Origin of the sequence: Paenibacillus antri (assembly GCF_005765165.1) — a bacterium.
GTDB lineage: Bacteria > Bacillota > Bacilli > Paenibacillales > YIM-B00363 > Paenibacillus_AE > Paenibacillus_AE antri.
In genome coordinates this window covers 507,366-533,144 of the sequence record NZ_VCIW01000001.1, presented here as the reverse complement: position 1 = coordinate 533,144, position 25,779 = coordinate 507,366, and the positions used below count along the sequence as shown (strand labels likewise).

Annotated in this window: 20 protein-coding genes; 15 read left to right on the top strand and 5 right to left on the bottom strand. The window is 53.9% G+C overall.

The genetic code is table 11. The features are described 5' to 3' along the window. Nucleotides 1-24: 24 nt before the first annotated feature. The 9 genes from FE782_RS32180 to FE782_RS02000 all read left to right on the top strand — a co-directional run bounded on the left by FE782_RS32180 (nucleotide 25) and on the right by FE782_RS02000 (nucleotide 11,080). The gene (locus FE782_RS32180; protein ID WP_158299211.1) at nucleotides 25-2,541 is read left to right on the top strand and encodes a DUF5696 domain-containing protein; all 2,517 of its coding nucleotides are present in this window, start codon (nucleotides 25-27) and stop codon (nucleotides 2,539-2,541) included. A gap of 22 nt (nucleotides 2,542-2,563) precedes the next feature. Next, nucleotides 2,564-3,520: a carbohydrate ABC transporter permease gene (locus FE782_RS02035; RefSeq protein ID WP_158299210.1), complete on the top strand. Its 957-nt coding sequence runs from the start codon at nucleotides 2,564-2,566 to the stop codon at nucleotides 3,518-3,520. Nucleotides 3,521-3,525: 5 nt separating this feature from the next. After that, nucleotides 3,526-4,530, top strand: coding sequence for a carbohydrate ABC transporter permease (locus FE782_RS02030; RefSeq protein WP_158299209.1), 1,005 nt, complete (start codon nucleotides 3,526-3,528; stop codon nucleotides 4,528-4,530). Between the two features lie 31 nt (nucleotides 4,531-4,561). Further along, nucleotides 4,562-5,671 (top strand): glycoside hydrolase family 76 protein, encoded by a 1,110-nt coding sequence (locus FE782_RS02025; RefSeq protein WP_238392321.1) that lies wholly within the window; start codon nucleotides 4,562-4,564, stop codon nucleotides 5,669-5,671. A gap of 63 nt (nucleotides 5,672-5,734) precedes the next feature. After that, a complete protein-coding gene (locus tag FE782_RS02020) occupies nucleotides 5,735-6,148 on the top strand; it encodes a YhfM domain-containing protein (RefSeq protein WP_138191968.1) in 414 nt (137 codons plus the stop codon). Nucleotides 6,149-6,339: 191 nt separating this feature from the next. Then, nucleotides 6,340-7,227 (top strand): glycerol kinase, encoded by an 888-nt coding sequence (locus tag FE782_RS02015; RefSeq protein ID WP_138191966.1) that lies wholly within the window; start codon nucleotides 6,340-6,342, stop codon nucleotides 7,225-7,227. A 166-nt stretch (nucleotides 7,228-7,393) separates the two neighbouring features. Further along, complete coding sequence (locus tag FE782_RS02010; protein ID WP_138191964.1) at nucleotides 7,394-8,188, top strand: hypothetical protein; 795 nt, start codon at nucleotides 7,394-7,396, stop codon at nucleotides 8,186-8,188. Nucleotides 8,189-8,280: 92 nt separating this feature from the next. Beyond that, a complete protein-coding gene (locus tag FE782_RS02005; RefSeq protein ID WP_138191962.1) occupies nucleotides 8,281-10,167 on the top strand; it encodes an AAA family ATPase in 1,887 nt (628 codons plus the stop codon). Beyond that, a complete protein-coding gene (locus tag FE782_RS02000) occupies nucleotides 10,160-11,080 on the top strand; it encodes a hypothetical protein (RefSeq protein WP_138191960.1) in 921 nt (306 codons plus the stop codon). The genes FE782_RS02005 and FE782_RS02000 overlap by 8 nt, the downstream gene beginning before the upstream one ends. Nucleotides 11,081-11,427: 347 nt before the next feature. On the opposite strand, the gene FE782_RS01995 is transcribed toward FE782_RS02000, so the two are convergent. Both FE782_RS01995 and FE782_RS01990 read right to left on the bottom strand, forming a co-directional pair. Further along, nucleotides 11,428-11,751: a hypothetical protein gene (locus tag FE782_RS01995; RefSeq protein ID WP_138191958.1), complete on the bottom strand. Its 324-nt coding sequence runs from the start codon at nucleotides 11,749-11,751 to the stop codon at nucleotides 11,428-11,430. 160 nt (nucleotides 11,752-11,911) lie between these two features. Beyond that, complete coding sequence (locus tag FE782_RS01990; RefSeq protein WP_202914465.1) at nucleotides 11,912-12,469, bottom strand: YybI family spore inner coat protein; 558 nt, start codon at nucleotides 12,467-12,469, stop codon at nucleotides 11,912-11,914. 89 nt (nucleotides 12,470-12,558) lie between these two features. Here FE782_RS01990 and FE782_RS01985 point away from each other — a divergent pair, with 89 nt between their 5' ends. Beyond that, nucleotides 12,559-12,972: an Rpn family recombination-promoting nuclease/putative transposase gene (locus FE782_RS01985; protein WP_274388687.1), complete on the top strand. Its 414-nt coding sequence runs from the start codon at nucleotides 12,559-12,561 to the stop codon at nucleotides 12,970-12,972. 38 nt (nucleotides 12,973-13,010) lie between these two features. Here the strand turns inward: FE782_RS01985 and FE782_RS01980 are convergent, their stop codons facing one another. After that, nucleotides 13,011-15,464: an Ig-like domain repeat protein gene (locus FE782_RS01980; RefSeq protein ID WP_138191954.1), complete on the bottom strand. Its 2,454-nt coding sequence runs from the start codon at nucleotides 15,462-15,464 to the stop codon at nucleotides 13,011-13,013. A 101-nt stretch (nucleotides 15,465-15,565) separates the two neighbouring features. Next, nucleotides 15,566-15,904, bottom strand: a complete 339-nt coding sequence (locus FE782_RS01975) for a hypothetical protein (protein WP_138191952.1) — start codon at nucleotides 15,902-15,904, stop codon at nucleotides 15,566-15,568. 322 nt (nucleotides 15,905-16,226) lie between these two features. On the opposite strand from FE782_RS01975, the gene FE782_RS01970 reads away from it, so the two are divergent. The 5 genes from FE782_RS01970 to FE782_RS01950 all read left to right on the top strand — a co-directional run bounded on the left by FE782_RS01970 (nucleotide 16,227) and on the right by FE782_RS01950 (nucleotide 25,046). Continuing rightward, nucleotides 16,227-17,468 carry an MFS transporter gene (locus FE782_RS01970; protein WP_138191950.1) on the top strand — a complete coding sequence of 414 codons (1,242 nt, stop codon included), beginning with the start codon at nucleotides 16,227-16,229 and terminating at the stop codon, nucleotides 17,466-17,468. Nucleotides 17,469-17,791: 323 nt separating this feature from the next. Further along, entirely contained in the window at nucleotides 17,792-18,652 is an 861-nt protein-coding gene (locus FE782_RS01965) for a restriction endonuclease (protein ID WP_238392304.1), read from the top strand. Between the two features lie 111 nt (nucleotides 18,653-18,763). After that, a complete protein-coding gene (locus FE782_RS01960) occupies nucleotides 18,764-21,982 on the top strand; it encodes a DEAD/DEAH box helicase (RefSeq protein WP_138191949.1) in 3,219 nt (1,072 codons plus the stop codon). Nucleotides 21,983-22,040: 58 nt separating this feature from the next. Beyond that, entirely contained in the window at nucleotides 22,041-24,146 is a 2,106-nt protein-coding gene (locus tag FE782_RS01955) for an NACHT domain-containing protein (RefSeq protein ID WP_138191947.1), read from the top strand. Between the two features lie 15 nt (nucleotides 24,147-24,161). Then, on the top strand, nucleotides 24,162-25,046 hold the full coding sequence (locus FE782_RS01950) for a RelA/SpoT-related domain-containing protein (RefSeq protein ID WP_138191945.1): 885 nt from the start codon (nucleotides 24,162-24,164) through the stop codon (nucleotides 25,044-25,046). A 359-nt stretch (nucleotides 25,047-25,405) separates the two neighbouring features. On the opposite strand, the gene FE782_RS33245 is transcribed toward FE782_RS01950, so the two are convergent. After that, on the bottom strand, nucleotides 25,406-25,534 hold the full coding sequence (locus tag FE782_RS33245) for an ATP-binding protein (RefSeq protein ID WP_138191943.1): 129 nt from the start codon (nucleotides 25,532-25,534) through the stop codon (nucleotides 25,406-25,408). Nucleotides 25,535-25,779: the final 245 nt, after the last annotated feature.

Sequence of the window (25,779 nt, the reverse complement as noted above, 5' to 3'; positions counted from 1 at the left end):
CCGGGAAAATCGGAGGTTGGCCGCATGAAAGCCAGAGGGATCGTTGCCCTATTGACCGCCATCGGAATGGGATCGGCCCTGTTCCTATGGCAGCCGACGCTCATGAAGTCGGAGGAGGAGGAGCCGGCCGCGTCGGCGCCCGCCCTGCAGCCCGCTTCCCCCGAAGCGGGACTCGCGCCCGCCGCGGAGAACGACGACTTGATCCTGTTCTTCGACAACCGCACCGGCGGCATCGCCGTGGAGCATAAGGCGTCGGGCCATCGCTTCTATTCGAATCCGCTCGACGCGGCGGAAGATCCGAAGGCGAGCGACGACATCAAGCAGAAGCTGATGTCGCAGGTAGAACTGCTGTACCGCACGAAGGGCAAGGAAGGCGAAGCGGAGATGAACAGCTACGCGCATGCCGCGCAGCTCGGGCAAGTGAAGTGGGGGAAGCTGCCGAACGGCATGCGGGTGGAGATGACGCTCGGCCGCGAGGAACAGCGGCTGCTGCTGCCGCAGCGCATTACGAAGGAGAGCTTCGAAATGTTCATCTTGGAGAAGATCGAGAGCGAACGGGGCAAGCGGCAGGCGCAGGCGTATTACATCCTCGACGAAGGAACGGGCGTGTACTCGCTGAAGACGTCGCTGAACGACCGCGACAAGCGCGTGCTGGAGGGACTCGTTCAAGAAGCCGGGTACACGTACGAGATGCTGGAAGCGGAGTACGAGAAGATCGGGTACAGCGGGGACGACGCCGCGTTCCCGTACTTCAAGCTCGCCGTCGACTACGCGCTCGAAGGGAACGGGCTGACCGCGAAGCTTCGGGTCGGCGACATTGAGTACGATACGGAGCGGTTCGAGCTCGTGCGGCTGTCGCTGCTGGGTTATTTCGGCGCCGGCAAGACCGGCGAAGACGGGTACCTGTTCCTCCCGGACGGGTCGGGCACCTTGATGCGCTTCAACAACGACGGCAGCAAGACGACGCTGTTAACGACGGGCAAGCTGTACGGTCCGGACCGCGCGCTCACCCAGTCTCCCCGGGGCAGCTTCAAGCAGGAATTCCGCGCGCCGGTGTTCGGCATCAAGAGGGGCGACGCCGCGCTGCTCGCCGTCATCGAAGAAGGGGACGCGACCGCGGAAATCAACGGCATGGCGGGCGGTATCGTCCATTCGTGGAACACGGCCTACGCCGCCTTCACGATTCGGAACAAAGATACGTACATCGCCGAAAACGCCTTCGAGCAAGCCCCCTGGATCGTCTACGAGAAAGCGGGCTACGACGGCGACATCGCGCTGCGATACGTGTTCCTCGCCGGCGACGACGCTAATTATGTCGGCATGGCGAAGGCGTACCGCGACACGCTCGTCGACCGGGGCGTCTTGAAGCCGGCGTCGCCGGAGGCGCAGGTCCCGTTCTACCTGGAGACGATGGGCGCCGTCGAGGCGATGACGCGGAAGTGGGGCTTCCCGGTCGTCAGCCGCATGGCGATCACGTCGTTCGAGGAAGCCGGAACGATGCTGGAGGAGCTGGCCGCGCGCGGCGTCGGCAGCCTCAAGCTGCGCTATACCGCCTGGTACAACGGCGGCTTCTTCCATACGGCGCCTTCGAACATGAAGACGGAGAAGGCGTTAGGCGGCGCGGCGGGACTGCGCCGGCTGTCGGAGCAGGCGAGCCGCGCGGGCGCGCAAGTATTTCCGGACGTCGACTTCTTGTACGTGTCCGACAACCGTTGGTTCGACGGGTTTGCGCCGAAGCAGGATTCGATCCGGACGCTGTTTCAGAAGATCGGCTACAACGCTTATCTGAATCCGGCGGAGCTCGAGTACGAGAACAACGAATGGATCGTCGACCCGAGGAAGCTGCCCGGGTATTACGAATCGTTTTCCAAAGCTTATCGCTCCTTGGGGATCGACGCGATGTCCTTGTCGACTCTCGGGGAAGGACTGCACTCGAATTTCAAAACGAACCGCGACTCGAACCGCCAACAGGCCCAAGGCTACCAGACGAGCGTTCTCGCGAAGGCGTCGTCGGAGTACGGCGCGATCATGACCGACTTCGGCAACGCGTACACGTTCCCGTATGCGGACCATATCCTGCGCCTGCCGACGGAAGACAGCTCGTTCGCCGTCGCCGACGAAGCCGTGCCGTTCCTGCAGATCGCGCTGCATGGGTACGTCGGGTACGCCGGAGAGCCGCTCAATCTGACGAACGACGTGCGCCGCGCCGTGCTGAAGACGCTGGAAACCGGCGGCGGCGTCTACTTCAAGCTGAACGCGGGGGATAACCGCGAGCTGAAGCACGCGAATTTGTTCAACGAACGCTACGCATCCTCCTTCGACGAGTGGAAGGAAGACGCGGCGTCGATCTATGCGGAAGTCGACGAGGCGCTGCGCGACGTGCAGGGGGAGCCGATCGTCGATCACGAGCGGCTGGACGAAGACGTGTACCGGACGACGTTCGCGAACGGCAAGCGGATCGTCATCAACTACCGGGACGAAGCGGTGTCGGTCGACGGCGCGACGATCGGCCCGGTCGATTACGCGGTATGGGCGCCGTAAGCGGAGAGGAGGGATACACGACATGCTACGATTGCAAAGAATCCAAAGACTGCGGAGACGAACGGTAACGGAGAAGCGGGATCTCATGGGATGGGTGTTCGTCAGCCCGTTCGTCGTCGGATTTCTTCTGCTGTTTCTCGGGATCTTCATCGATTCCTTCCGATTCAGCTTCATGGACGTCAAAGTGGAGCCGCTCGGCGGGTACACGGCCGAATTCGTCCGGCTGGATAACTATTTCCACATCCTGCGGGTCGACCCGAACTTCAACCGGCAGCTGTTCGACGCCGTGCGCAACATGCTGTTCGACATACCGATTCTCGTCATGTACAGCTTGTTCATCGCCGTGCTGCTCAATCAGAAGATGCGCGGCCGCGGGGTGTTCCGGGCGATCTTCTTCGTTCCGGTCATCCTCGCCACCGGCATCATCGACAAGGCGGATATGCGCAACTCCGTCCTGAACGCGTATCAAGGCGTCCAAGGCATCGACAACGGCATCGCGACGATGCAGTCGATGTCGGGCGGACTGTTCAGCGGCTTGGAGCTCCGGCGGTACATGTACCAGATGTTCGACTTCAGCCCCGCGCTCGTCAACCTGACGGTCGGCGCCGCGGAAAACATCTACAACGTCGTCAACCACTCGGGCGTTCAGATTTTGATTTTCCTGGCGGGCCTGCAGGCGATCTCGTCCTCGATCTACGAGGCGGCCAAGATCGAGGGCTGCTCGGGATGGGAATGCTTCTGGAAAATTACGTTCCCGCTGCTCAGCCCGCTCATCCTGGTCAACATCATCTATTCGGTCATCGATTCGTTCACCGGCAGCACGAACGCGATCATGAACGGCATTACGGCGTCCATGCGGATCGGCGAATACGGCACGGCGTCGGCGATGGCGTGGGTGTATTTCCTGGTCGCGGGCGTGTTCCTCGCCCTCATCGGCCTCGTTGCGAGTCGATTCGTCTTTTATCAATCCAAGGAGTGATGGCGATGAGCGTCATACAGACCAACAAGACGGCGTCGTCCGTCGTTCCGGCGGCGTGGGTCCGGCGGTGGCGCGGCAAAGCTTCGAGCGCCGCGTTCTGGCTCGGACTCGCGTGGTCGATCGTGCGGTATTTGCTGCTGATCGGGCTCGCGTTCCTGATCCTGTACCCGCTGCTGTTCAAGCTGACCAACAGTTTCATGAGCCAACAGGACTTGATCGACGGCACGGTGCGATTCATCCCCCGGGAGCCGACGCTGTTCAATTATCGTACGGCGATCGAGTATACGAACTACTTCGAAGGGTTGAAAAATACGCTCGGCATCGCCGTCCTATGCGGCGTCCTGCAGATGCTCGTCTGCACGTTCGTCGGATACGGGCTCGCGCGCTTCCGCTTCAAGGGCCGAGGGCTCGTCTTCGCGCTCGTCGTGTTTACGATCCTCATCCCGCCGCAGACGTATATGATCTCGCTGTACTTGAAGTTCAGCTTCTTCGATCTGTATGGGATTCTGTCCGCCATCTCGGGCGGCACGGTGCGCCTGATCGACTCGATCTGGCCGCTCGCGATTCTGTCCCTGACCGGCTTCGGGTTTAAGAACGGGCTTTATATCTTAATCATGCGGCAATATTTCAAAGGCATTCCGAAGGAGCTGGAAGAGGCCGCGTACGTGGACGGCTCGGGGCTGTTCCGCACGTTCGGGACGATCCTTCTGCCGCTCTCCGCCTCCATGATGATTACAGTGCTGTTGTTCTCCTTCTCCTGGCAGTGGACGGACAGCTTCTACTCCTCCATGTTTTTCAGCCAGATCAAGCTGCTGTCGAACTCGCTGCTCGTCGGCTTCGAGGGGCTGATGCTGGAGGGGGCGACCGTCGGGTTGAAGTCGGGCCAGCCGCTCACCTCGACGCTGACGAACACGATGTCGCTGCTCGTGCTCGCGCCGCTCATCGTGATGTATTTGTTCGCGCAGAAGTATTTGGTCGAAGGGATCGAGCATAGCGGCATCGTCGGGTAATCTCTAGGAAGGGAACGGTACAGTGAAGCTTATGAAAATGATGAGCATCGTCCTGATCGGCGGGGCGTTCCTCGCAGGCTGCGGCTCGAAACCGGGCGAGGACGACCGGTACGGACCGGCCGCGCAATGGGCGGCGGACGCCCTGCTGAAGCATTACTGGAACGACGGCGCTTCGGGGATGAACAACGCCTATCCGTACGCCGAGGAGCGGGAAGGGCATCTTAACTATTGGTGGAAGGCGCATGCCGTCGACGCGATGGTGGACGCCTACGAGCGCACCGGCGACGAGGCGTATGCGGAGAAAGCGGCTTTGATTGTTAAGAGCATCATCAAGCGCAACGGGTCGCTGTACAACGGGTTTTACGACGACATGGAGTGGCTGGCGTTGTCGGCGCTGCGGCTGTACGACGCGACGGGCGACGAGACGATGAAGGGGTACGTCTTGAAGCTGTGGGGCGATATTAAGACGGCATGGTGGGAAGACGAGCTGGGCGGCATGGCGTGGAAGAAGGATCAGCGCCACAGCCGTAACGCTTGCTCGAACGGCCCCGCGGCGATTCTCGCGGCTCGCTTGTACGATCGCTTCGGCGACGAAGCGGACCTCGCTTGGGCGAAGAAGATTTACGACTGGGAGAAGACGTATTTGGTCGATCCGGCGAGCGGCCTCGTCTACGACGGCCTCGTGCTGGAGGACGACGGGCGGCTGAACGTCAATCGCGATTGGATCTTCACGTATAACAACGGGACGTTCCTCGGCGCGGCGGTGGAGCTGTACAAGATCACGGGCGACGAAGCTTACTTGGCGGACGCGGAAAAGACCGCTGCGGCCGCGCTGAAGCATCATTCGGACGACGCCACGGGCGTCATGAAGAGCGAGGGGACCGGGGACGGCGGCTTGTTCAAGGGCATCCTGATCCGGTACCTTGCGAACCTGTACGAAGCCGGCGGCAGCGAACGCATCCGGGACGCGATCTACTACAACGCGGACGCGCTGCTCGCGAAGGGCAGCACACAGGATGTCGGCTTATTCGGCACCGCATGGGATCGACCGCATGAGGAGCCGCTCGACTTGACCGTGCAACTGAGCGGGGTGTTCCTGCTGGAGGCGGCGGCGAAGCTCGAGCGGTTGGAGGGGAAGTAGGGGGCAAGCTCTGCAACAAATCGATCCTTAGCCTCGTTCCATGTAGAGGAGGCGAAGGATGGGATGAACAGGTGGCTTAGCTCTATCGGTATGCTGTTGATCGTTGTCGCTCTTGCAGGGTGCGGGGCCGACGCGCCGGCGGGGGCCGTTGCGAAGGTCGAAATCAGCGAGTCACGGGGATTCGGGAGCTTCTATCCGGAGCCGTTCGTCACGTACGAAGGGGAGTCGTCGGCCGCGACGATCGAGCGGATCGCGAAGGCGATTCATGAGGCGGAGAAGCAGCCCGGCATCGTGAATGTGGCTGAACCGAAGTACGACATGCGGCTAACGTCTCGCGATGGCTCGACAGAGGCGTACCATCTGTGGCTGGATGCGCGGTTTGAGCATGCGACGATCATGAATGTGGAGGAGACGCACTACATCTATCGCGTGTCGGCGGAATCGACCGCGGATTTGCTTGAGATTATAGGGGAGTAACGTGGAGGGCTTGCCGGGAGGCGGGTCCTTTTTCCATATTGCGGGTGGTTAGTCGTCGGTGGGTGTGCGCGGTGTCTTTCTAAGGTGATTTCCTTAGCTCAGGCGGGATGACTGGTAGATTTCTACTAGGAAAGAAGATAGACTAGGGTGGGAATCATTTTCCAAGTTCATGAATTTCGGAGGATGTAGTCATGTCTGTGAAGTATTTGTCGACGTCTGCGCTTGCGAGAGAACTCTCCATGCCGACGAAAGACTTGTTTCAACGATTGTTGGCCAAAGGGTATATCCAGAGAGACGGGGACAGTTGGGCGCTGACGGACGATGGAAAGCAGGTCGGCGGCGTCGTGAAGACGCATCCCCAGCACGGCGTGTATATCGCTTGGGAAGAATCAATGAAAGAGATCGTCCTTACCGACGAGGATATCGAGGGGCAGTTGATGAACGCTACGGCTTTGGCTAAGCATTTCCAGGTATCCAAGTTTCGGGTGAACCCGATTCTGTCCGAACTAGGGTTAGTGCAAAAAGGGGTCAAAGGCTGGGTCATCACCAAACTAGGCGAGAGCATCGGCGGTAAACAATTCGAACATCCTCAATCCGGCGTGCCATATGTCTGTTGGGACGAGCGGATCCTTACGAATAAGCGGCTGCTAGAGACCATGCAATCCGTTAACGGTGAGTCGACGGCAGAGGAGGAGAAGGATCCAAGCCCGCAAGCAAGCGTTGGGTTTCGGGAGAAATTCGAAGCGAAACACCGATCCGCAGATGGACATTACGTTCGTTCTCGAGCGGAGATGCTTATCGATAACTGGCTCTATATGTCCGAGATCGTCCACGCATACGAACGGAAGCTTCCGGTCGAGGAGGAAGTGTATTGCGACTTTTACTTGCCGGTAGGGAAGGTTTACATCGAGTACTGGGGTTTGGAAAATGACGAACGTTACAAAGAGCGTAAACGCCAAAAGGTCGAGATATACGCCAAGTATGGGTTCAACTTGATCGAGATCGAGGATGCGGATATCCAAAACTTGGACGATATCCTGCCGAAGAAGCTGCTGAAGTTTGGTATACAGGCGTACTAAGCGGGAAGGGTATCATTTTATAGCGACTTTGGAGGATCTGGTTCGGCTGCGGGTCCTTTTTTGTTTCATTTCGTGAATTCTATGATTAGGAAAATATTCGTGAGTCCTCGGACTCTGTTGTAAAATGTACGAGGCTACCTAATTTATCAAAATGGAGAGACCGATAATGTTGGAAATTCTTAAATTGTTGCCCTCAGGAAAATTTACAATATTCATAGTTATTATCTTATTTCTTTTCTGGGCGATTGATTTCTTTAGGGCCTCGAAGATTGATAAGGAATTGGAAGGTAGCAAACAACGGCTTTTTCGAAAAATTTTTAAGGAATCTATAGCATTGTTGCTGGTTATTAGTATCTCATTGGCCTTCACACCAACTGCGACAATCGATAAGTTGTGGATTATGTTCATCCCTCTGGTCATTACGTCTATACTGGGTGCACATCTTGTTCACTTTCCTACAAGTAAGTTCCAACTCCGTATTAACAACAAAGTATTGAAGGTTTTTAAGAAAATTAAGATCTACCGGTATACTTTGGCAATTACTCATACTGCTACCTTATGCACTTTTTATTATTTATTCGTCAGCTCAATTACTTACGAACTTATGTCGTTAGTTGATGCATCTCAACAGAATACAACCTTTGACATTTATCGATCATTGGTACACACCAACCCAATTTATTTTTATTTCTTACTTGGGTTGATCTGCCTCTTTTATGTTGTATTACGTCTATATTTTAGTTTTGTCATACCACTAGTAAAAGAAAGCGTGAACAAGACAAGAGTTAACGTCAGGCTTGCCAGTGGAGCTATACTTAATGGTTTATTTATACTAGAGTCTAACAACAGTAAGCATCTTTTACTAGGAGATAGCAGAAGTACTTCTGAAAGCAAAAGAAAGTATTCTATTGCCAAAGATAAAGTGGAATACATTGAATTTATAGACGAAAACCGGTTTTAATCACTTTTGCTATTGCACATTCAATCACCACATATTACAGTGAATAGCCGGTTATACCATTTGTTATTAATGAGAAGCGAGTGAGGCTGCGTATGGAGCTTTTATATATTTGGTTTCGTTGGTACGGACCGTTCCATCATCAAGGGTTTCATCTAACCGCCGAATGCCGGTTTCATTTCGATTGGGGGAGCGGGGTTCTGTCGGTGTCACCCAACCCGGAGTACGTACCGGATTTCTTCCGGATCGACAAGGAAAATAAGGATCTTGCCATCGTGACACATATTTCCGCGATTGTCGGTCAGAACGGGGCAGGGAAAACGAGCTTCCTAAATTACATTAAAAACTACCTCGTACGGGCGCAGGGGAAGGATGTTTTTGAAGCGCTTGTCGTTCTTCGGAATGAGCACGATGAAACGATCATTTTATACGACGATACGGCCATACGTCTCCACGACGTCAAGGATCCGTCCGGCTTCCTGTTGAACCAACAGCGCTATCGACGGCAGGACAGCTCGCGTCGGCTGCCTGACAGCTCCGTTCTCTTTTTCTCCAACATCTTTGACCATGCGGAGGAAGACGGGCTGACGAATTATTACAATCTGTCCACGAATTACTTGATTCGAGGGGACAAGAAACGGAGGATGGACGAAGGCGTGGACGTCCCGGGCCAAACGCTCGTCGACGTTCACCGCGACGAAGATTTGAACCGGCAAGTGCTGCTCGTCCATGAGTACCCAGAGAAATTCAAAGTGCCGCTTCCCGTGCGAATTCCGAATCACCTAATCGTGAAGATCCGGGACGTCGACGGCAAGGATGCGAAGTCTCTGGGGCGGTTCGCGGACGCCTACCAGCGGATCGACGCATACGTCGAAACCAAGCTTGACGAGTCTCGGCAGCGAATCCAAGGACGGGACGAGAATCGGGTTCTGCGGGAAACGAAGGAGACGATTTTTCATTATCGGGCTTATCGCATTGTACTGTGGAGCTTCTTTAAAGAGATGACGGTCTACTCGGACGAACGTCTGGTGAAGAGCGACGATCTGATCCTTAGCCTAGAACCGCTGCATTCGGGCAAGAAGACGTTCCAGCAATTCGCGAGAACGTTCCTCCAGGCGATGATCAACCGGAATCGAGATGCGGAAGTCGAAGCGATGCTGCGCCATAAGCTGAAAATGCTGGATTACTTCGACGCCCGTGTCGATCGAGGTACGGATGACGCGCTTTGGACGGATCCTACGTTTATGATCCCGATCCAAAGCGAAGCACTTGCGTCAAGCGAGTCGTCCGAGTTTATTAAGAATTACCGTCGTTCCTATCGGGCGTATGCGTATTTGGACTTCGATTGGCCGCTTAGCTCGGGGGAGAAGGCATTTTTGAATTTTTTCGCAAGGCTGTATTCTCGGGCCGACGGGCAGCCGTACGGCAGCAACGAACGGTTGACCGACCGCGTGCTGCTGCTGATCGACGAGGGCGAGCTGTACCTGCACCCGGAATGGCAGCGTCGGTTCATCGATCACTTGATCCGGTTCGTATCCGTCATCTACGGCGATCCTCGCCGGATTCAGATTATCCTAACTTCTCATTCGCCCTTCCTTCTTTCGGATTTGCCGCGGACCAGCGTGTTGTATTTGAAACGCGAAGGCGTTCATTCGGTCGTCACGGATGGGGTAGAGGAAGGGAAGAGCACGTTCGCCGGCAACATTCACGATATGTTCGCGACGGGCTTCTTCATGAACACGACGATCGGCGAGTTCGCGAGACAGAAGATTAACGATGTGATCGCGAAGCTCAAAGCGTTGGAACATGTCGGGGAGGGAGCACTACAGGGAGATCCAAGCGTAACCTTATCCGAAGAAGAGGCAAAGTCGTTGTTATCTATCATCCGGCTGATCGGGGAGCCCCTCATCGCGGGAAGACTGTTGGACATGTACGAGAACCTGCCGACAGGCGGCGGTCGTGGAGCGGATCGAGATGATTAATATTTATGAAGCGGCTCAGGACCGATTTGCCCAACAGCATTACGAAGCCGTCGTCGAACAGCTGCGGAAGAAAGGGGAGTACACGGAGGACGAGTACGATCGTTGGTTCCGGGATTGCGATCCGCGGTACAGCCTCCGATACGTCATTACGGCGAGAGTGGAGCAGTTGGATGAAATTCGGCGTACCTGCGAACAGCAGGATAGTTATCCAGATTGTATTGTGGATCTGAAAAACATGTACGCCATCTTCGCTGAAGCTGGCCGGTCGATCGGCGATCACGGCTATAACGCAGTCGTGTTGATGGAACGGTTGAGGATTCGCATCTGCCCGTTTTGCAATCGGAATCACATCGACAATGTGGAGCGGCCGAACCGCGGGACGAAACGGACGAGCCAGCTCGACCATTTCTTTCATAAATCGAAGTATCCGTTTTTAGCGATGTCCTTTTATAATTTGGTGCCGTCCTGTTACAACTGTAACCATTCGAAGGGGACCGCCGAACTCGATTTGTCGCCGTATAGCTCGACGGATCTGGATCCGCTCATTCGATTCGGATTCAATATCGACATTGCGGATGCGTTCACGAATCCGGCGCATCTGTCGGTTACGCTCACGGAGGAACCCATCATTCGGAACAACGTCGATGTACTAGGGTTAAGAGATTTTTACTCGAGGCATAACGGTGACGCGTTCGACGTCGCGAGCAAGTTCCATATGTACTCCCGCCTGAAGCGGAAAGAGGTGCTCGACACGTTAGAAGGGTTGTACCGGGATGAAGACGACCTTCGCGACCAGCTGTTCGGCTTTTGCTGGCGTAGGGAGCATCTGAAGCATCAGGCGTTGGCGAAGCTAAAGAAGGACGTATACGAGCAGTTGGAAGCGTATGAGCGGCGAGGGGCGGGTTTGGGCTAAGGGAAATCATAGAGGGAAGGATTAGAAGAGTCTGCCGGCGGCAAGCTCTTTCTTTTTTATCGTGACCCAAAATTTTCTGTAGAATAGTGGGAAGGAAGGCCGCACGTATGCTGAAGCTAGGGATCAATGAGCAAGTTGTGAACGTGCTGTTCACCGACGACGCGCCGCTCCCTTACCTTAAGTCGATCCGGCCGTCGTCTTGATCTCTTTGCGCAGGTTTAGGGATACGGCGAATCTTCTCTGCTTGATGGACGAGTGGTGCCGATATCGCGACGGCTGCTACAAGCGGAAGGCGATCGAATGGTACCGAAAAACCAGCTACGAATACGAGTAGTTCACAGTCGCGTTTAATCCCGTTTTCGGACGAGGGCGGTGCCTGCAAGTGCGATGAGAAGCACGAACGAGATCCAACTAGATATGCGGAACGCGTTGCCGAACCGGTAAGTCGACCAATTCGAGTCGCCGAAGATCCAGAGCAAATACGAGCTCGTTAATCCGATGCCTTCGGGGTTGTCCGCCATGCTGCCGACGTAATTGAGTCCTAGATGCAGCGTGACGAACAGGGAGAGCAACGAGACGACAAGCAGGCAGCGGAACAGATCCGCACGAAGCCACCGGGCGATGAGTAGATATGCGATGGCTAACACCGTCGCGATTATCAAGAACGTCATGATCCACCTCCACAGGCTAACGAGGGTTTTGGGAATAATTGTCTCAAACCCCTGGGCGTGGGTCAACCATTTTCGATAGGGATAAAGCGGAAATAGCGCAGCGAATACGCTATTAAGGAAGCCGCACTTCCCTAATAGCGCACTCGGTTCGCTAGTGCGGTCAGGTTGCGGAGCTGCCGAAGATGGCCATCCATTGCTGCCAGATGGCGAACTGCTTCCCGTCCCACTGCAGCGTATTGATCACGTAACCGAACGAATCCGCGTTGTAGAGACCGGTGATACGTTGGTACGCCTGAATTTCATACCGGCCGTCCCGATCCATATCGACCGGGTAAAAGCCGCTCACTGCGTTCGCGTCGCCCTGGACCGGCTTGATCAGCTTGCCGTTCGCGTCGTACAGCTGCGACAAGTAGTTGGCTCCCCGCCCGCTAATGTCGATGAGGTAGTCGGTCTTCGTCGCCAAGCTCGTCACTCTCAGCCTGTAGCCGTCTATAAATTTAACGACATACCGGTTCTGTTCGTTGTACGCGTTAAAGTCGAACAGCTTGCGAGCCTGATTATGCACGAACGAATAGACGTAGTCGAACGTGAACGCCCCCGAGCCCCCGGAGTCGATCGTGACCAGGATGTCCTTAATGCCGTCTTTGGTGAAGTCGCCGAGGAACACCGTCGGATTGTAGCCCGAGTTCGCGTTCGGATCGAGCGAGATCGTGTACACTCGTTTGGTCGCGCCGCATTGAATATTGACGGTCACGTTCTGGAGGAAAGGGCTCCCTTGCTCCGCCGGCGCATCCGCCGGTACATTTTCTGGAACTTCCTAAATTCGAGAGGATGGCGAAGGATATGAGCAATCCATTGCATCGCTGGCTGCTGTATCTGACGGAAAACATGCCGGAGCATGAACGGCGGGAGCTGATCGAGAGAGACCCCGACCTGAAGAAAACCGAAGAACTCTTGCTCCGCTTAAGCGGCGACGAAGAGACCTATCGGTTGTATGAAGCCCGGGAGCATTCGCTCATGGAACGAAACAGCCTTATTGCGGACGGAGTCGCGAAAGGGCTGGAGGAAGGCATGGAGAAGGGCATGGAGAAAGGCGTGGAACAAGGTAAGATCGATGTAGCGAAGAACATGTTGGAAAAGGGTTTCGAGCTTGCACTGATCGCCGAACTCACTGGAATGGATATCGAGCAGGTTCGGGGCATCAGCAAAACCAATACTTGATAACGCAGAAAACCACCCGATGGGTGGTTTTCTGTCGTTCAGTTCAAGCTGTCCAGCGCTTCCTTGATGGCCGGGCTTAACGTATACGTGTTGATGATCGTCTGAAGGGATTCGGCGCGCGTCGCACCCGCATGCGGGTCGAAGCGTTGTTCCGTTTTCCCTGTGAAAATGCCCAATGCCGCAGCCTTCTTAATCGCTTCCGCGCCATACGCGCCGTCCAAGTCGCTGAAGGCTACATCCGATGTATCGCGGTTCAGAATGTAAGCGTTCAGTACCCGAGTGATCATAAGGGCCATCTCTTGGCGCGTGATCGTCTGTTCCGGGCGGAGCGTGCCGTCCTCGTAACCTGTCATGACGCCGACGGCTACAAGCTGCTTCAAGTTATCGGAAGACCAATGCCCCTCGATATCGCTGTATGCCGCGAAATCTTCTTCATTGATCTCAACGTTCCTGCTAGCCATATCCACGAAGCCTCTGTCGATCATCGCGGCGAATTCGGCACGCGTAATGACCGCATCCGGCTCGAAGCCGCCGTTCGGGTACCCGTGAATGACGCCGAGCTTCGTCAGCTTTTCGACGTTCGGGATGGACCAGTGTTCACCGATATCATTGTATTGGATGGCTGCGAACCTCCCGCCGTTTTCTAAGATTTCCGCCGTTCTCGCTTGAACTCCTGCAATGACGTTGCTGTCCGCGCGAACGACCTGACTTCTAAAGATATCGTTCGGGTCTTGCGGGATTTCCCCGGCCTCTTCCGGTTTCGGCGCGCTCGGCTGTTCAGGCGTCTTCGGCACCGTTGGCGCTGTTGGTGTCGTTGGAATCGGCGACGTTCCCGTCGTCGGTTCGCTTCCGCCGCCGCTGCCGCCGGAGCCGTCGTCGTCGGAGCTGCCGGAATCTTCGGCAGTTACCGTCTGCGCGAGCGGTGCAGAGGCGCTGCCCTCAAACTCGGCATTTCCACTGTACGTTACGGTGATGGAATGCGTCCCTACCGCGAATTGCGTCGTCGAGTAGGTTGCGGCGCCGACCGTCATCGGAACGGTATCCAGCACCGTGCCGCCGTCCATGAAGGTCAAGGTACCTGTCGGCGTGCCGGAGGCTCCCGTCACCGTCGCACTAATCGTAACGGACTGACCTGCCGTAGACGGATTTCGCGAACTCATCACGGTCGTCGTCGTGGCCTTCTTAGGCGCAGCTTCGGTTACGACTTGGGATACCGGCGCAGATGTACTTGTACCGAACGCCCCGTCGCCGCTATATACCGCTGTAATTTGATGCGTGCCGATGCTCAAATCCGAGACGGCATATGTCGCTTGTCCTACCGTGACCGGAACGCTGCCCAATACCGACTCGCCGTTCTTAAACGTGACCGTACCCGTCGGCGAGGCCGTAACCGGGGAATTCAACGGCTTCGACACGGTCGCGGTAAACACGACTTCTTGCCCTGCCGAGGCCGGATTCGCGCTGCTCGCTAACGCCGTGGAGGTAGAAGCTTTACTTACAGAATAGACCAGGCCGCCGCCTCCGGCGAGAACCATCTGCCCCGGCAGGTCGATATTAATGGCGTGGATCGAGATTCTTCCGAAGCCATGATCGAATTCCGTCCAATTCCGAGCATCGGTCGAATAGAGAATCTGTCCGTACTCGGTGGAGACGACGTAATACCCGCGAGCATAGGTCACGCTAATGATATCGGCCATATCATAACTGAAGCCATATGCTTCCCAGGTTATCCCGCCGTCTTCGGAGATCGTGAACGTATTGTTCATCCCGACAGCCATCATCGGGCTGCCGTCGGCCGGGACCGTTACGTCCTCCAAGTGCTGACTCGATCCGGATGCTCTCTGGATCCACGTAACGCCGTCCGTCGAGGTCGCGATCAGACCGTATTCCCCGACGGCGACCATCGTGGTCCCGTTCGTTCTGATTTTATTGAAACGCTTGTTCTCCAGCGCAGGACCTTGAACCGCAATGTGTTGCCAGGATTCGCCGTCGTCGTTTAGTTTAAAGATTCTACCGAGCTGCGGCATCGTGGCCATCTCGTAGCCTGCCGCATAATAAGACCCGTTGAAGTAAGTCACGCTTGCCATGGACGGCCCATATCCCGGGTAATCGATCTCTTTATCATACGATTCCAATGCCCGCGTGGTCGTATCCCAAAGAAGATAACCTCCCGAACCTGTCACGGAGAGGAAGTTCCCGTTGCCGTCGCCGGCCGTGTCCCTCTGGGTATTGTTACCGTACAGTTGCTTCCAGCTCGATCCGCCATCGTCGGAGTATACCCGGTTGGACCTTCCGGTCAGGTAGAAGATCCCGTCCTCGTAATTAATGTTGGCAAACCCTTCGGAGCCGAGGTAATCATGCTTCGTGAGGACGATGCCCTCCAGCGGGTTCGGGCTTGCGTCTGCGCTTGCCGGGGTTCCCGATACTAGTGTGGAAAAGGTTACTGCCGCCGCGAGCAGCGCGGTCAATCGTTTCGTGTGTGTTCGAAACATCGTGATGTCTTCCCCCTGAGGTTCGGTATGAAATAGTTAGAAATACCTAGGATGATAGAATACTACATCGGCGCTCGCGGAGCTATATAAATTTAAGTATGCTAACTATCTTTTACTAGCTTCGCTTCCGTTCGAAGGCGGCGACGGCCGTCGCGCACAGCCATGCGAAGGAGACCCAGCTGGAGATCTGGGACGCGCCGCGGAATCGCTCCGCCGACCAGTTCGTGTCGCCGAAGTTCAAGTGTAAGTAGGAGCTCGGGAGGTTGATGCCCTCCGGGTGAGGGATGAGGCTGACGACATAATTGATGCTTGAGATGCAGCGTGACGAACAGCGAGAACAGCATCGGGACGAGCAGGCGGCGGAACAAGCTTACGCGGGATTTTCTGGCGATGAGCAGATAGACCACAACCAGTAGAAGCGCAATCGGCAGCAACGTCATGGCGAGAGCTCCAGGGCGATACAGGATATGGAAAATAGTCTCAAACCCGCGAGCGATCGTCAACGGAGTTCATCGGGTATCCTTTTTCGAACTTGGATGTGGCAGGAATGATGAAGGAACGGTAGACTTGGGGGAATGGAGCATTTTCGAGAGGGAGGGGATTGGTTTCATGGCGGTTCGGCGGGGAGTAGGCCGGGGAAAAGTCCATGGCGATAGACCGGCCCGTTACGGTGGAATGCCTTGATGCGGGGCTTTCATATATATCGTGCAATAGGTGTCATGTAGAGAAACAAGATGACCGTGGAGAGGAAGAACCTGACGAATGAGTGAGAACCCGAAACAACAAAATACTGAGACCCTTGGAGACACCGCGAAAGCGACGGTGTTTCCGATCCTGTTAGCCGTCAGTGTCGTACATCTGTTGAACGACACGATGCAATCGACGGTATCTTCGATTTTCCCGATTCTTAGGGATGAGCTCGACCTGAGTTATGCGCAGATCGGCATGATCACCCTGGCGATGAACTTGACCGCCTCGCTCCTGCAGCCGTTGATCGGCCTCTTCGCCGACAAGCGCCCGTTGCCGATCATCTTGCCTGTGGGCGTGTGCTTTACCCTTGCAGGGATAATTACGCTCGCTTTGGCGCCGACTTATGCACTGATCTTGCTGGCGGTGACGATGATGGGCGTCGGTTCGGCCATCTTCCACCCGGAATCGTCGAGAGTCGCCTACTTAGCAGCGGGGAGACGACGAGGGCTTGCCCAATCGATCTTCCAGGTCGGGGGCAACTTCGGAAGCGCGCTCGGACCGATCATGACGGCGGTGCTCTTCGTCCATGTCGGGCAATTCGGCGTCATCTGGTTCGCCTTCGCCGCGATTGCCGGTATCGCAATCCAAACCTATGTGGCTCGATGGTACGGGAAGAAGGTCACGCAGCTCGAGGAGGAGAAGAAGCGCAAGGCGGCGGCGAGCCCGATCCGGCTTTCGGCGCGCCCTCTCACCCGGGGTCGAATCGCTTGGGCGATGACGATCCTCATCCTGCTCGTCATGTCCAAGAACGTGTACATCGCAAGCATGTCGAGCTACTTCACGTTCCACTTGATCGACGGATTCGGTCTGTCCATCGCTAATGCGCAATGGTTTTTATTCGCCTTCCTTGCCGCCTCGGCGGTCGGGACGTTCGTCGGCGGGCCGATGGCGGATCGTTTCGGCCGACGCAACATTATTTGGGCGTCCGTGCTCGGGACGGCTCCTTTTTCGATCCTGCTGCCCTTCGCCAACTTATTTTGGACGGGGGTGCTTGCCGTCTTCGCCGGGTTTATTTTGTCGTCGGCCTTTTCCATTATCGTCGTCTATGCGCAGGAGCTCGTGCCGGGCAAGGTCGGCTTCGTCGCCGGGCTGTTCTTCGGCCTCGCCTTCGGGATGGGTGCGCTCGGCGCGGCGACGCTCGGATGGTTGGCCGACATGACAAGCATAACGCTGGTCATGGTCATTTCCGGATTCCTTCCTCTATTCGGCGTGCTTACGGCTTGGCTTCCGAAGGATGATCAATTGCGTGGGTAGGGGCTGCGGATTCAGATCGTTCGCCAAGGACGAATGGAACAATCGTATGGAGGATGTGCCGGGGGTTCGGCGGGTCCTCCTTTTTTTGACGCTGCGGCGGTTGGAGGGGAGGAGCCTCTCCGGGATCCTTTTCCGAGGTGATTGCCTTTGTCCAGGGAGTATGAAACATAGGTTCGCTGACGAGCGGTTGTCACGTCGACATGTTACGGTAGAGCCAAATTTCTACTAGAATTCTAGTGCTTTAGGGGGTACACTAGAGGTGGGAATAATTTACTAGATTAACAGTCGTATACGGTTACGATAGATAGCGGGGAGAGAGAGCATTGGCACGCACATATCGCGCCGAAGGGCGGCAATTGGCGTATTTCTTGCGAGGAATCGTAGTTTTGGGAGCGCTCGGGTTGTATTATCTTTTCCCAAAGATGCATTTCGGCGTGTTCTTAGGTTTGTTGATCGGCGGCGTGATCGTCGGGGAGATCGCGGGCGCTGCATGGACCCGGAAGCGTCGGGCGGAGAAGAAGCCCCGAAGCAAGTCGGCGGCGCCTCGGAAGGCGGCCTCCGCTTCGAAACGCACATCGACGGCGGTTCGGTCGGATGAGGAGATCCTCGGCAGCGGCCTCGATCGGTTATCCGGCCCGGAGTTCGAGCGGCTGCTTGCGCTCTATTTTCGCGATCAGGGGTATACGGTGCATGAAGTGGGCGTCGGCGGCAACGACGGCGGCGTCGACTTGGTCATCGTCGATCGTCGCGGGGAGAAGACGGCCGTCCAGGCCAAATGTTACGCCGACGGCAACATGGTGCCCGTCCAGACCGTACGCGAGCTCGTCGGGGCGAAGCGGAATCACGACTGCATTCTGGCGCTGCTGGTCACCACGTCCGATCTGACGGGACCGGCTAAGAAGGAAGCGGACGACCGCAAGGTAGAGTACTGGCACGGCGCCATCGTCGAACAGAAACTAAGAGCCTGGGGAAAATGGTCCCCCGGTTCGCCGCGCAACGCCAAACCTCGAGCTGCGGCTCCGGCTCCCGTTCGAGCAGCGGCTCAGGCGAAGCGGGAAGCCGCCGCCGGCTCGGCGGTCGCCTGCCGGTGCGGCGCGCCGATGGTGAAGCGGAAGGGCAAGGACGGCACGCCGTTTTGGGGCTGCTCGACCTTCCCGGCGTGCCGGCATACGAAGGGGATCTGACGGTGCCCGGTCGCTGAATAGCGAGGAGATCTCGCTATTAGTGAGGCTAGGCTTATTACTAGTGAGATTTCCTCGCTAATTTCTATTCCGGACAGGGAGGCGCAGCACGCTATGTCGCTAACGCTAGGCATCTATGAGCAAGTCGTCAACGAGCTGGTCGCGGCGGAGCTGCGCGGGCTGAGCGAGGCGTGGGAGCCGGAGCTGCGGCCGCTGGACGGAGCGGAGTCCGCTAAGGTGCTCGGCGCGTATATGGGGCGCCTGCTGACACGAGTGCTGGAATACATAGATAGCAAGGAAGAGCGTCAAGTGGCTGATCGGGTGGCGTTTTGTAATGAAATCATTCGCCACATCGTTAGGCTGCTCGACGGCGGCGACGCGTTCGGCGGACGGCTCGATCCGGCGCTGACGGTGCGGTTGCGCGGGGCGCTCATCGACGCCGAGGCACAGCAGCTGCTTGAGGTTGCGGAGCGGACGCGGCGGCGGCCGGCGGTGCGGCCCGCGACCTCACTCGCGGCGAGCACGCTGTTCACCGGCGACGCGCACGAGCCGAACATGATCGCCGAGCTGCGCAAGGAGATCGCGACGAGCGACCGGATCGACTTCCTTGTGTCGTTCGTGAAGTTCAGCGGCCTCCGGCTGCTGCTTGAGGAGCTGCGGGCGTTCGCGGCACGCGGAGGGGTGCTGCGGGTCATCACGACGAGTTACATGGGCGCGACGGACCCGAAGGCGGTCGAGGAGCTGGCGAAGCTACCGGGTGCGGAGATCAAGATTTCCTATGATACGAAAACGACCCGCCACCACGCCAAATCGTACGTGTTCTGGCGCAATACCGGCTTCAACACGCTGTACATCGGCTCGTCGAACTTGTCCGAGTCGGCGATGACGTACGGACTCGAATGGAACGTGAAGCTGTCGCAGCAGGACGCGCCGGACATCGTGCGCAAAGTCGAAGTCACGTTCGAACATTATTGGAACCATGCGGAGTTCGTCACCTACGTGCCGCAGCTGCACGCCTCGACGCTTCGCCGCGCGCTGCTCGCCGAGCGGACGCGAGGGAGCGAGGGGGAGAGGCGGGGGGCCATTTTCGAGATACAACCCTACTACTACCAACAAGAAATTCTAGATAAGCTGCAGGCGGAGCGGGACATCCACGGCTATATGCGCAACCTCGTCGTCGCCGCGACGGGCACGGGGAAGACGGTCGTCTCCGCGTTCGACTATCGCCGGTTCCGGCAGTCGCGGCCCGGGCGGCCGAGCCGACTGCTGTTCGTGGCGCATCGGAAGGAGATTCTGAGCCAGAGCTTAGACACCTTCCGCATGATTCTGCGCGACCTGAACTTCGGCGATCTGCTCGTCGGCGGCATCACGCCTGCGAGCCTCGACCATCTGTTCGTGTCGATCCAGTCGTTCCACTCGCAGGAGCTGATGGCGCGCACGTCACCGGACTTCTACGACTACATCGTCGTCGATGAGTTCCATCACGCGGCGGCGCCGACGTATCAGGAGTTGCTCGGCTATTACCGGCCGGCGGTGCTGCTCGGGCTGACGGCGACGCCGGAGCGGGCGGACGGGAAGAGCGTGCATACCGAATATTTCGGCGGGCGCATCGCGGCGGAGATACGGCTGTACGAGGCGATCGAGCGGAAGCTGCTGACGCCGTTCCATTACTTCGGGGTGACCGACAGCGTCGATCTGCGCGAGGTACGGTGGGAGAACGGGAAGTACGCCCAAGCCGATCTCGAAAATGTCTACGTCCTCGACCACCAACGCGCCCGGAACCGGGCTCGGTACGTGCTTGAGGCCGTGGAACGGTACTGCACCGATGTTCGGGACGTCGTCGGCATCGGCTTCTGCGTGTCGAAGGCGCACGCGGCGTTCATGTCGGAGCAGTTCAACGCGATGGGCGTGCCGTCTGACTTCCTCGTGGCCGAGTCGGGCGACGACGTGCGCGACACCGTGAAGCGGAGGCTCGTCTCGAAGGAAATCAACTTCGTCTTCGTCGTCGACATCTATAATGAAGGCGTCGACATTCCGGAGGTCAACACCGTGCTGTTCCTGCGACCGACGGAGAGCTTGACCGTCTACCTGCAGCAGCTCGGACGGGGCCTGCGGCTATGTGAAGGCAAGGACGCGCTCACGGTGCTCGACTTCGTCGGCCACGCGCGGCGCGAGTACAGCTTCGAGGACCGCTTCAAGGCGCTGCTGCCGCGAAAACGGCGGTCGGTGGTGAAGGAGATGGAGCACCATTTCCCGAATGTGCCTCGGGGTTGCTCCATCGTACTCGAACGCCAGGCGCAGGAGATCGTGCTGAATCATATCAAGAATTCGATCAACAACATTCGCAATCTGCGGCGGAAGGTTCGGGACTTCTTCACCTCGCAGCCGGACGCGCCGATCGGACGGTTCTTCGAGGAACAGCATGTGGAGCCGGTGGAGCTGTATGGGCGATCTCCGAAGGTGACCTTGTATAGCTTAGCCCTTGAGGAAGGCGTCGTTGTGTACGAATCTGGACTCGATAAAGAGCGGGAACGGGTACTTGCCAAAGGCTTGGAGCGCCTCACTTTCGCCAACTCCCATCGGTTCCTTCGTACTTCGCTCCGGCTCATCGATGATATTCTCGACTCCGACGGTCAGCCGTTGCAGGGGTTAACGGATGAGGAGTGTAGCTTGCTTCTAATGCTGTACTACACGTTCTGGGGCGTCGGGTTGTCCGATCTGAAGGAGCACTCCTTCCCTTGCGTGGAGTCGGCCCTGCACTGGATCGTTCAGCATCCGCTATGCTACGACGAATTACGCGACATGCTGCAGCGCCAGCTCGACCAAATCGACATCGTCGGCAGACCGATCTCGGAGCTTGGACCTGACGTGCCAATCGACCTGTACTGCAACTACACCGTCGATCAGTTGTTGGCCGCGCTGGGCAAGCACAAGTCATGGAAGCATTCCGAGTTTCGCGAAGGCGTGCTCTACATGCAAGAGCACAACCTGGACGTCTTCTTCATCACGTTGAACAAGTCCGAGAAGGACTACTCGCCGACGACGATGTACCACGACTACGCCATCAACGAGCGCGTCTTCCACTGGCAATCGCAGAGCAGGACATCGGCCACATCGCCTACCGGCCAACGCTACATCCGCCAGCGCGAGACGAAGCATCCAGTCCTGTTCTTCGTCCGGGAGAAGAAGAGCAACAACGGCGTGACGCTGCCGTTCACGTGTGTTGGTTTGGCGGACTATCGGCGCCACCACGGGTCCGCGCCGACTAGTATGGAGTGGACTATGCGTGAGCCGTTGCCGGCGTTTGTATTGCGGGAAGCGGTGAGGGGATGAAAGCATATTTGATATTTTATAAATTTAGATGAAATAATATTAAAGGAGTGTAGTATATATGAACTATGAAGTGGATCGAGAAGATATTAAAAAGATATACGAATTATACGGGTTTGAATTGATTGAAGAAAAACCTGGATATTTAGTATTCGCTTTTAAAGTGGGATATTTTAAGAATGCGGAATTGGTCAATCTATCCAATTCGGACATGACAGAAACAATGGAGCAACTAAGACGACTAGGTTATAATCCCCAAGAAACTCACTTTGTGTCTTTGCAAACTATTCGCGACCGATTATTTAACGGCTTTTTTCAAGTTAACTATTACAGGGAAAGAGTAAAAAAAACGTACAGTGAGTTCGCAGAAAATCAAAAGAAGCTACTAGGTATTCAATATGAGTATATAAAAGGGAATTATTTGTTTGAAAATACCCAAAGGCATGATGACTTAATTAGTCATATACTCTCTCTCTTAGTTGAACAGGGGCCCAGTCTAATAGTTCTGGAGGCAGCTGCGGGATTTGGGAAGACATGCACAGTTTATGAAATTATTAATCAATTTGTCTCACAGGAAAATAACAATAGTGTCCCTGTGATGTCAGAATTATCGCGAAATAGGACAGCCAAAATTTTCCGATATATATTACTAGATGAAATTGATAAGAATTTCCCTAATCTAAATTCTGATTTAGTTAAAATGGAAATATATAATGGTAGAATTCCTTTGATTGTAGATGGTTTTGATGAATTAATGATTAGAAGTCATGCTGAAGCAGATGCTGACTTTGACGAAGTTGAATCAATGCTTGATACCATTGGTGATATGTTAAAGGATAATGCAAAAATAATTCTTACATCAAGAAAGAGCGCACTTTTATCTGGTGACAAATTCTATCAGTGGATTGAGAATAGAGAAAATGATTTCAAGGTTTCAAGATTTATTTTGAACGAGCCTTCAATACGTGACTGGATTGGTGGAGAAAAAAATAGCGTAATCAACAGGTTGGATGGCAGCATTGAGAAATTATTAAATCCTGTTATTCTCGCTTTTATTCGAAGTTTATCAATTGAAGAGTTTGTTCCGATCTGTAATAATGCTGATCAATTAATTGATAAATATTTCTCTCGCCTTTTAGAGAGGGAAAGAGATCGTCAAAATTTGAAGCTAGAAACAGGGGAACAGTTGGAAATATTTCAAGGGCTGGCGTATAAGATGGCCGTATTAGGAATTACTTCTGATTTACGAGAAAATATCAAACGAATTATTTCTACTGACTTTTTGGACGTCCTGGAGATGTCTAGGAAAAGGTACTACAGTGTTGATAGGCCAGATTCCGATCGATTAGCAAATACATTGGCAGGTCATGTATTACTTGACCGGAATGGGTCCTTTGATCAGGTTGCATTCATTAATGAGTTTGTGTTTGGGATTTTGTTGGGTAACGCTATGTGTGAAAAAGATGAACTAGATATTATGGACATTAAATTTATTGACTTAGCATGCACTTCTTATTCAATACGTGACCAGCAACAAAGGGAACTGCTTTATAAAAAAATTCAATCTATTTCCCTGGCTTTTTCCAATGAGGAGAATTTTGATGTTGATGTAAGGTTAATGAACAGATTAACAAGAGATTACAGAGATATGATGCAAAACGAGATCAATCTTAAGGAATTCCAATTCGATTCATATAAGATAGTTAGCAGTGTCTTTTATTCAAGCACTTTTTCAAACATGAATTTCAAGAAATCAACTTTTTCCAAAACTTCTTTCATTGATTGCAAATTTTACAACTGTATATTTGAAAATGACATAAATGAAGAAAGAGAGATTCAATTTATTAATTGTAGTGGAAGTGACTCAGACTCATTCATTGACATTATCGACAAGCAGCATAGTGTTATAACATCAATAGATGAAATCATCGAACTTGAATTTGAGAAAATAGTTATAGAACAATTTTGGCCATCAGGGAAAGCAGGCGGGCAGCCGAAAAGACATTATAGAACATTGTTTTATGGTGTTGACCATAATTTGCACCCATTAATTGAACAAGCCATTCAGCGCTTAAGAAAAAGGGACATTTTACATCGCGAGGGAGAGATTTATTCTCTAAATTACGGAAAATCCTATGAAATAAAACAGATTCGTAACAATAATTAGGGGGAGGTACATACTGTGCAGTTATTGCAACTACCACCAGATTCTCTACTAAAAGATGTTGAGGTGCAAATAAAAAATGAACTGGATAAGATAGGTTTATTTTACCGTATCTTTTCAAGGGTAAAAACAACTGAGTCTTTACTCTATAAGATGGAAGAGAAGGAGTACGGACCAGATAAGAAACTACAAGACCTTTTTGGAGTCAGAATAGTACTATACTTTAACGATGACATTGAAATATGCGAAACAGTCGTAACTAGAAAATTCCAAAAGATTGACGAATCAAGGGATCATCCAGATTCTTCGACCTTCAAACCAACACGTACTAACCTTATTTTTAGGTTGGACGAAAAAACCAGTAACTTAATTGAACCAGTAACGAGGAAGCATTTTATTGACAACACCTTTGAACTGCAATTGAGAACTGTGTTTTCAGAAGGCTGGCATGAGGTAGAACATGATCTTAGATACAAATGTAAAGAAGAGTGGGAAGGTTACGTTGACCACTCGCGTACATTAAACGGGTTGGTAGCAACGCTCGAGACATGTGATTGGTCAATAGTTCAACTCTTTACAGAGCTTTCATACCGGAACTACAAGGATAATAATCTAATCCCAATGATAAGAAATAAATTTAGGCTTCGTTTTGCAAATAAACCACTGGATCACGATATGGAAGAAGTTTTAAAAAGTGACAAGGAACTAGTAAAAAAGTTGTATAGGGTTGACCGCGACACGGTACTTTTTACGTTGTCAAAAATAAGTATTTCGTTACCTCTAACATTTGATAACATTATATACATTTGTAACTATTTATTTATGAAAAATGAAGAGATCTTAGAGTTAACTCCCCTGATATTAAAGGAACAACTTGCGAAAATCCTTGTTGTAGATCATTAAAAAATAGCAGGTACCCTAAAACCACTAATTCTTATCCGAAAAACTTTTAAATGTAATTCTTCTCCGAAAAAACAGGGCTGGTAAAAACGGTATGGATACCTGTAATTGAAACCCTGCATGACACAATTAACATCAATGATTAGATCTGATGAAATCTATTTTGGAGAACAAACTAGATCAACTGTATGGGGCAGTTTAAACTTTTACTCGCGAATTAATTCCATGACCAGGGTACACAGTTTAGGTTGATGGAGAACGATTGGTTATTACTGTAAACTCCGGAATTATTTTGACCCATTAGCGCCAAGGTAATTTTACCCCCCTGTGCGCTTGGTTCAGACTAGATTCCGGTTTTTTGTTTATCTTTTTGCTGGTGGATTTCCCCTTAAATGGGTATTGCGGAGGATGCGATCGAACACGGTTGTCGCTAGAACTGCGTCGCTCATGAGTTCGTCCCACTCCCAGCTCTTGTTACTGGTAATGACCATACTGTCTCTTCCCGTAATGAGCACAGAGGCCGGCGGATCGAGTAGAAGGTATCCTTCCGACTTCCTCGACGATGAGGATTCGATAGCAAAGATAAACCCTCTTTTGCTTGTCCAGACGCTATCACTCAGATTTAATTTAGTATTAAAACCATTTGCCTGGCACTAATCAAACTAAACAAAGCGACAAGGGTTCGGCGTTTATTGAATTGTTGTGTTTAATGGCTGAAAGAAAATGACACTACAAG

Coding starts and splice junctions, on each gene's coding strand:
- FE782_RS32180 (WP_158299211.1), top strand. CDS start 25: ATGAAAGCCAGAGGGATCGTTGCCCTATTGACCGCCATCGGAATGGGA.
- FE782_RS02035 (WP_158299210.1), top strand. CDS start 2,564: ATGCTACGATTGCAAAGAATCCAAAGACTGCGGAGACGAACGGTAACG.
- FE782_RS02030 (WP_158299209.1), top strand. CDS start 3,526: ATGAGCGTCATACAGACCAACAAGACGGCGTCGTCCGTCGTTCCGGCG.
- FE782_RS02025 (WP_238392321.1), top strand. CDS start 4,562: ATGAAAATGATGAGCATCGTCCTGATCGGCGGGGCGTTCCTCGCAGGC.
- FE782_RS02020 (WP_138191968.1), top strand. CDS start 5,735: ATGAACAGGTGGCTTAGCTCTATCGGTATGCTGTTGATCGTTGTCGCT.
- FE782_RS02015 (WP_138191966.1), top strand. CDS start 6,340: ATGTCTGTGAAGTATTTGTCGACGTCTGCGCTTGCGAGAGAACTCTCC.
- FE782_RS02010 (WP_138191964.1), top strand. CDS start 7,394: ATGTTGGAAATTCTTAAATTGTTGCCCTCAGGAAAATTTACAATATTC.
- FE782_RS02005 (WP_138191962.1), top strand. CDS start 8,281: ATGGAGCTTTTATATATTTGGTTTCGTTGGTACGGACCGTTCCATCAT.
- FE782_RS02000 (WP_138191960.1), top strand. CDS start 10,160: ATGATTAATATTTATGAAGCGGCTCAGGACCGATTTGCCCAACAGCAT.
- FE782_RS01995 (WP_138191958.1), bottom strand. CDS start 11,751: ATGACGTTCTTGATAATCGCGACGGTGTTAGCCATCGCATATCTACTC.
- FE782_RS01980 (WP_138191954.1), bottom strand. CDS start 15,464: ATGTTTCGAACACACACGAAACGATTGACCGCGCTGCTCGCGGCGGCA.
- FE782_RS01975 (WP_138191952.1), bottom strand. CDS start 15,904: ATGACGTTGCTGCCGATTGCGCTTCTACTGGTTGTGGTCTATCTGCTC.
- FE782_RS01970 (WP_138191950.1), top strand. CDS start 16,227: ATGAGTGAGAACCCGAAACAACAAAATACTGAGACCCTTGGAGACACC.
- FE782_RS01960 (WP_138191949.1), top strand. CDS start 18,764: ATGTCGCTAACGCTAGGCATCTATGAGCAAGTCGTCAACGAGCTGGTC.
- FE782_RS01955 (WP_138191947.1), top strand. CDS start 22,041: ATGAACTATGAAGTGGATCGAGAAGATATTAAAAAGATATACGAATTA.
- FE782_RS33245 (WP_138191943.1), bottom strand. CDS start 25,534: ATGGTCATTACCAGTAACAAGAGCTGGGAGTGGGACGAACTCATGAGC.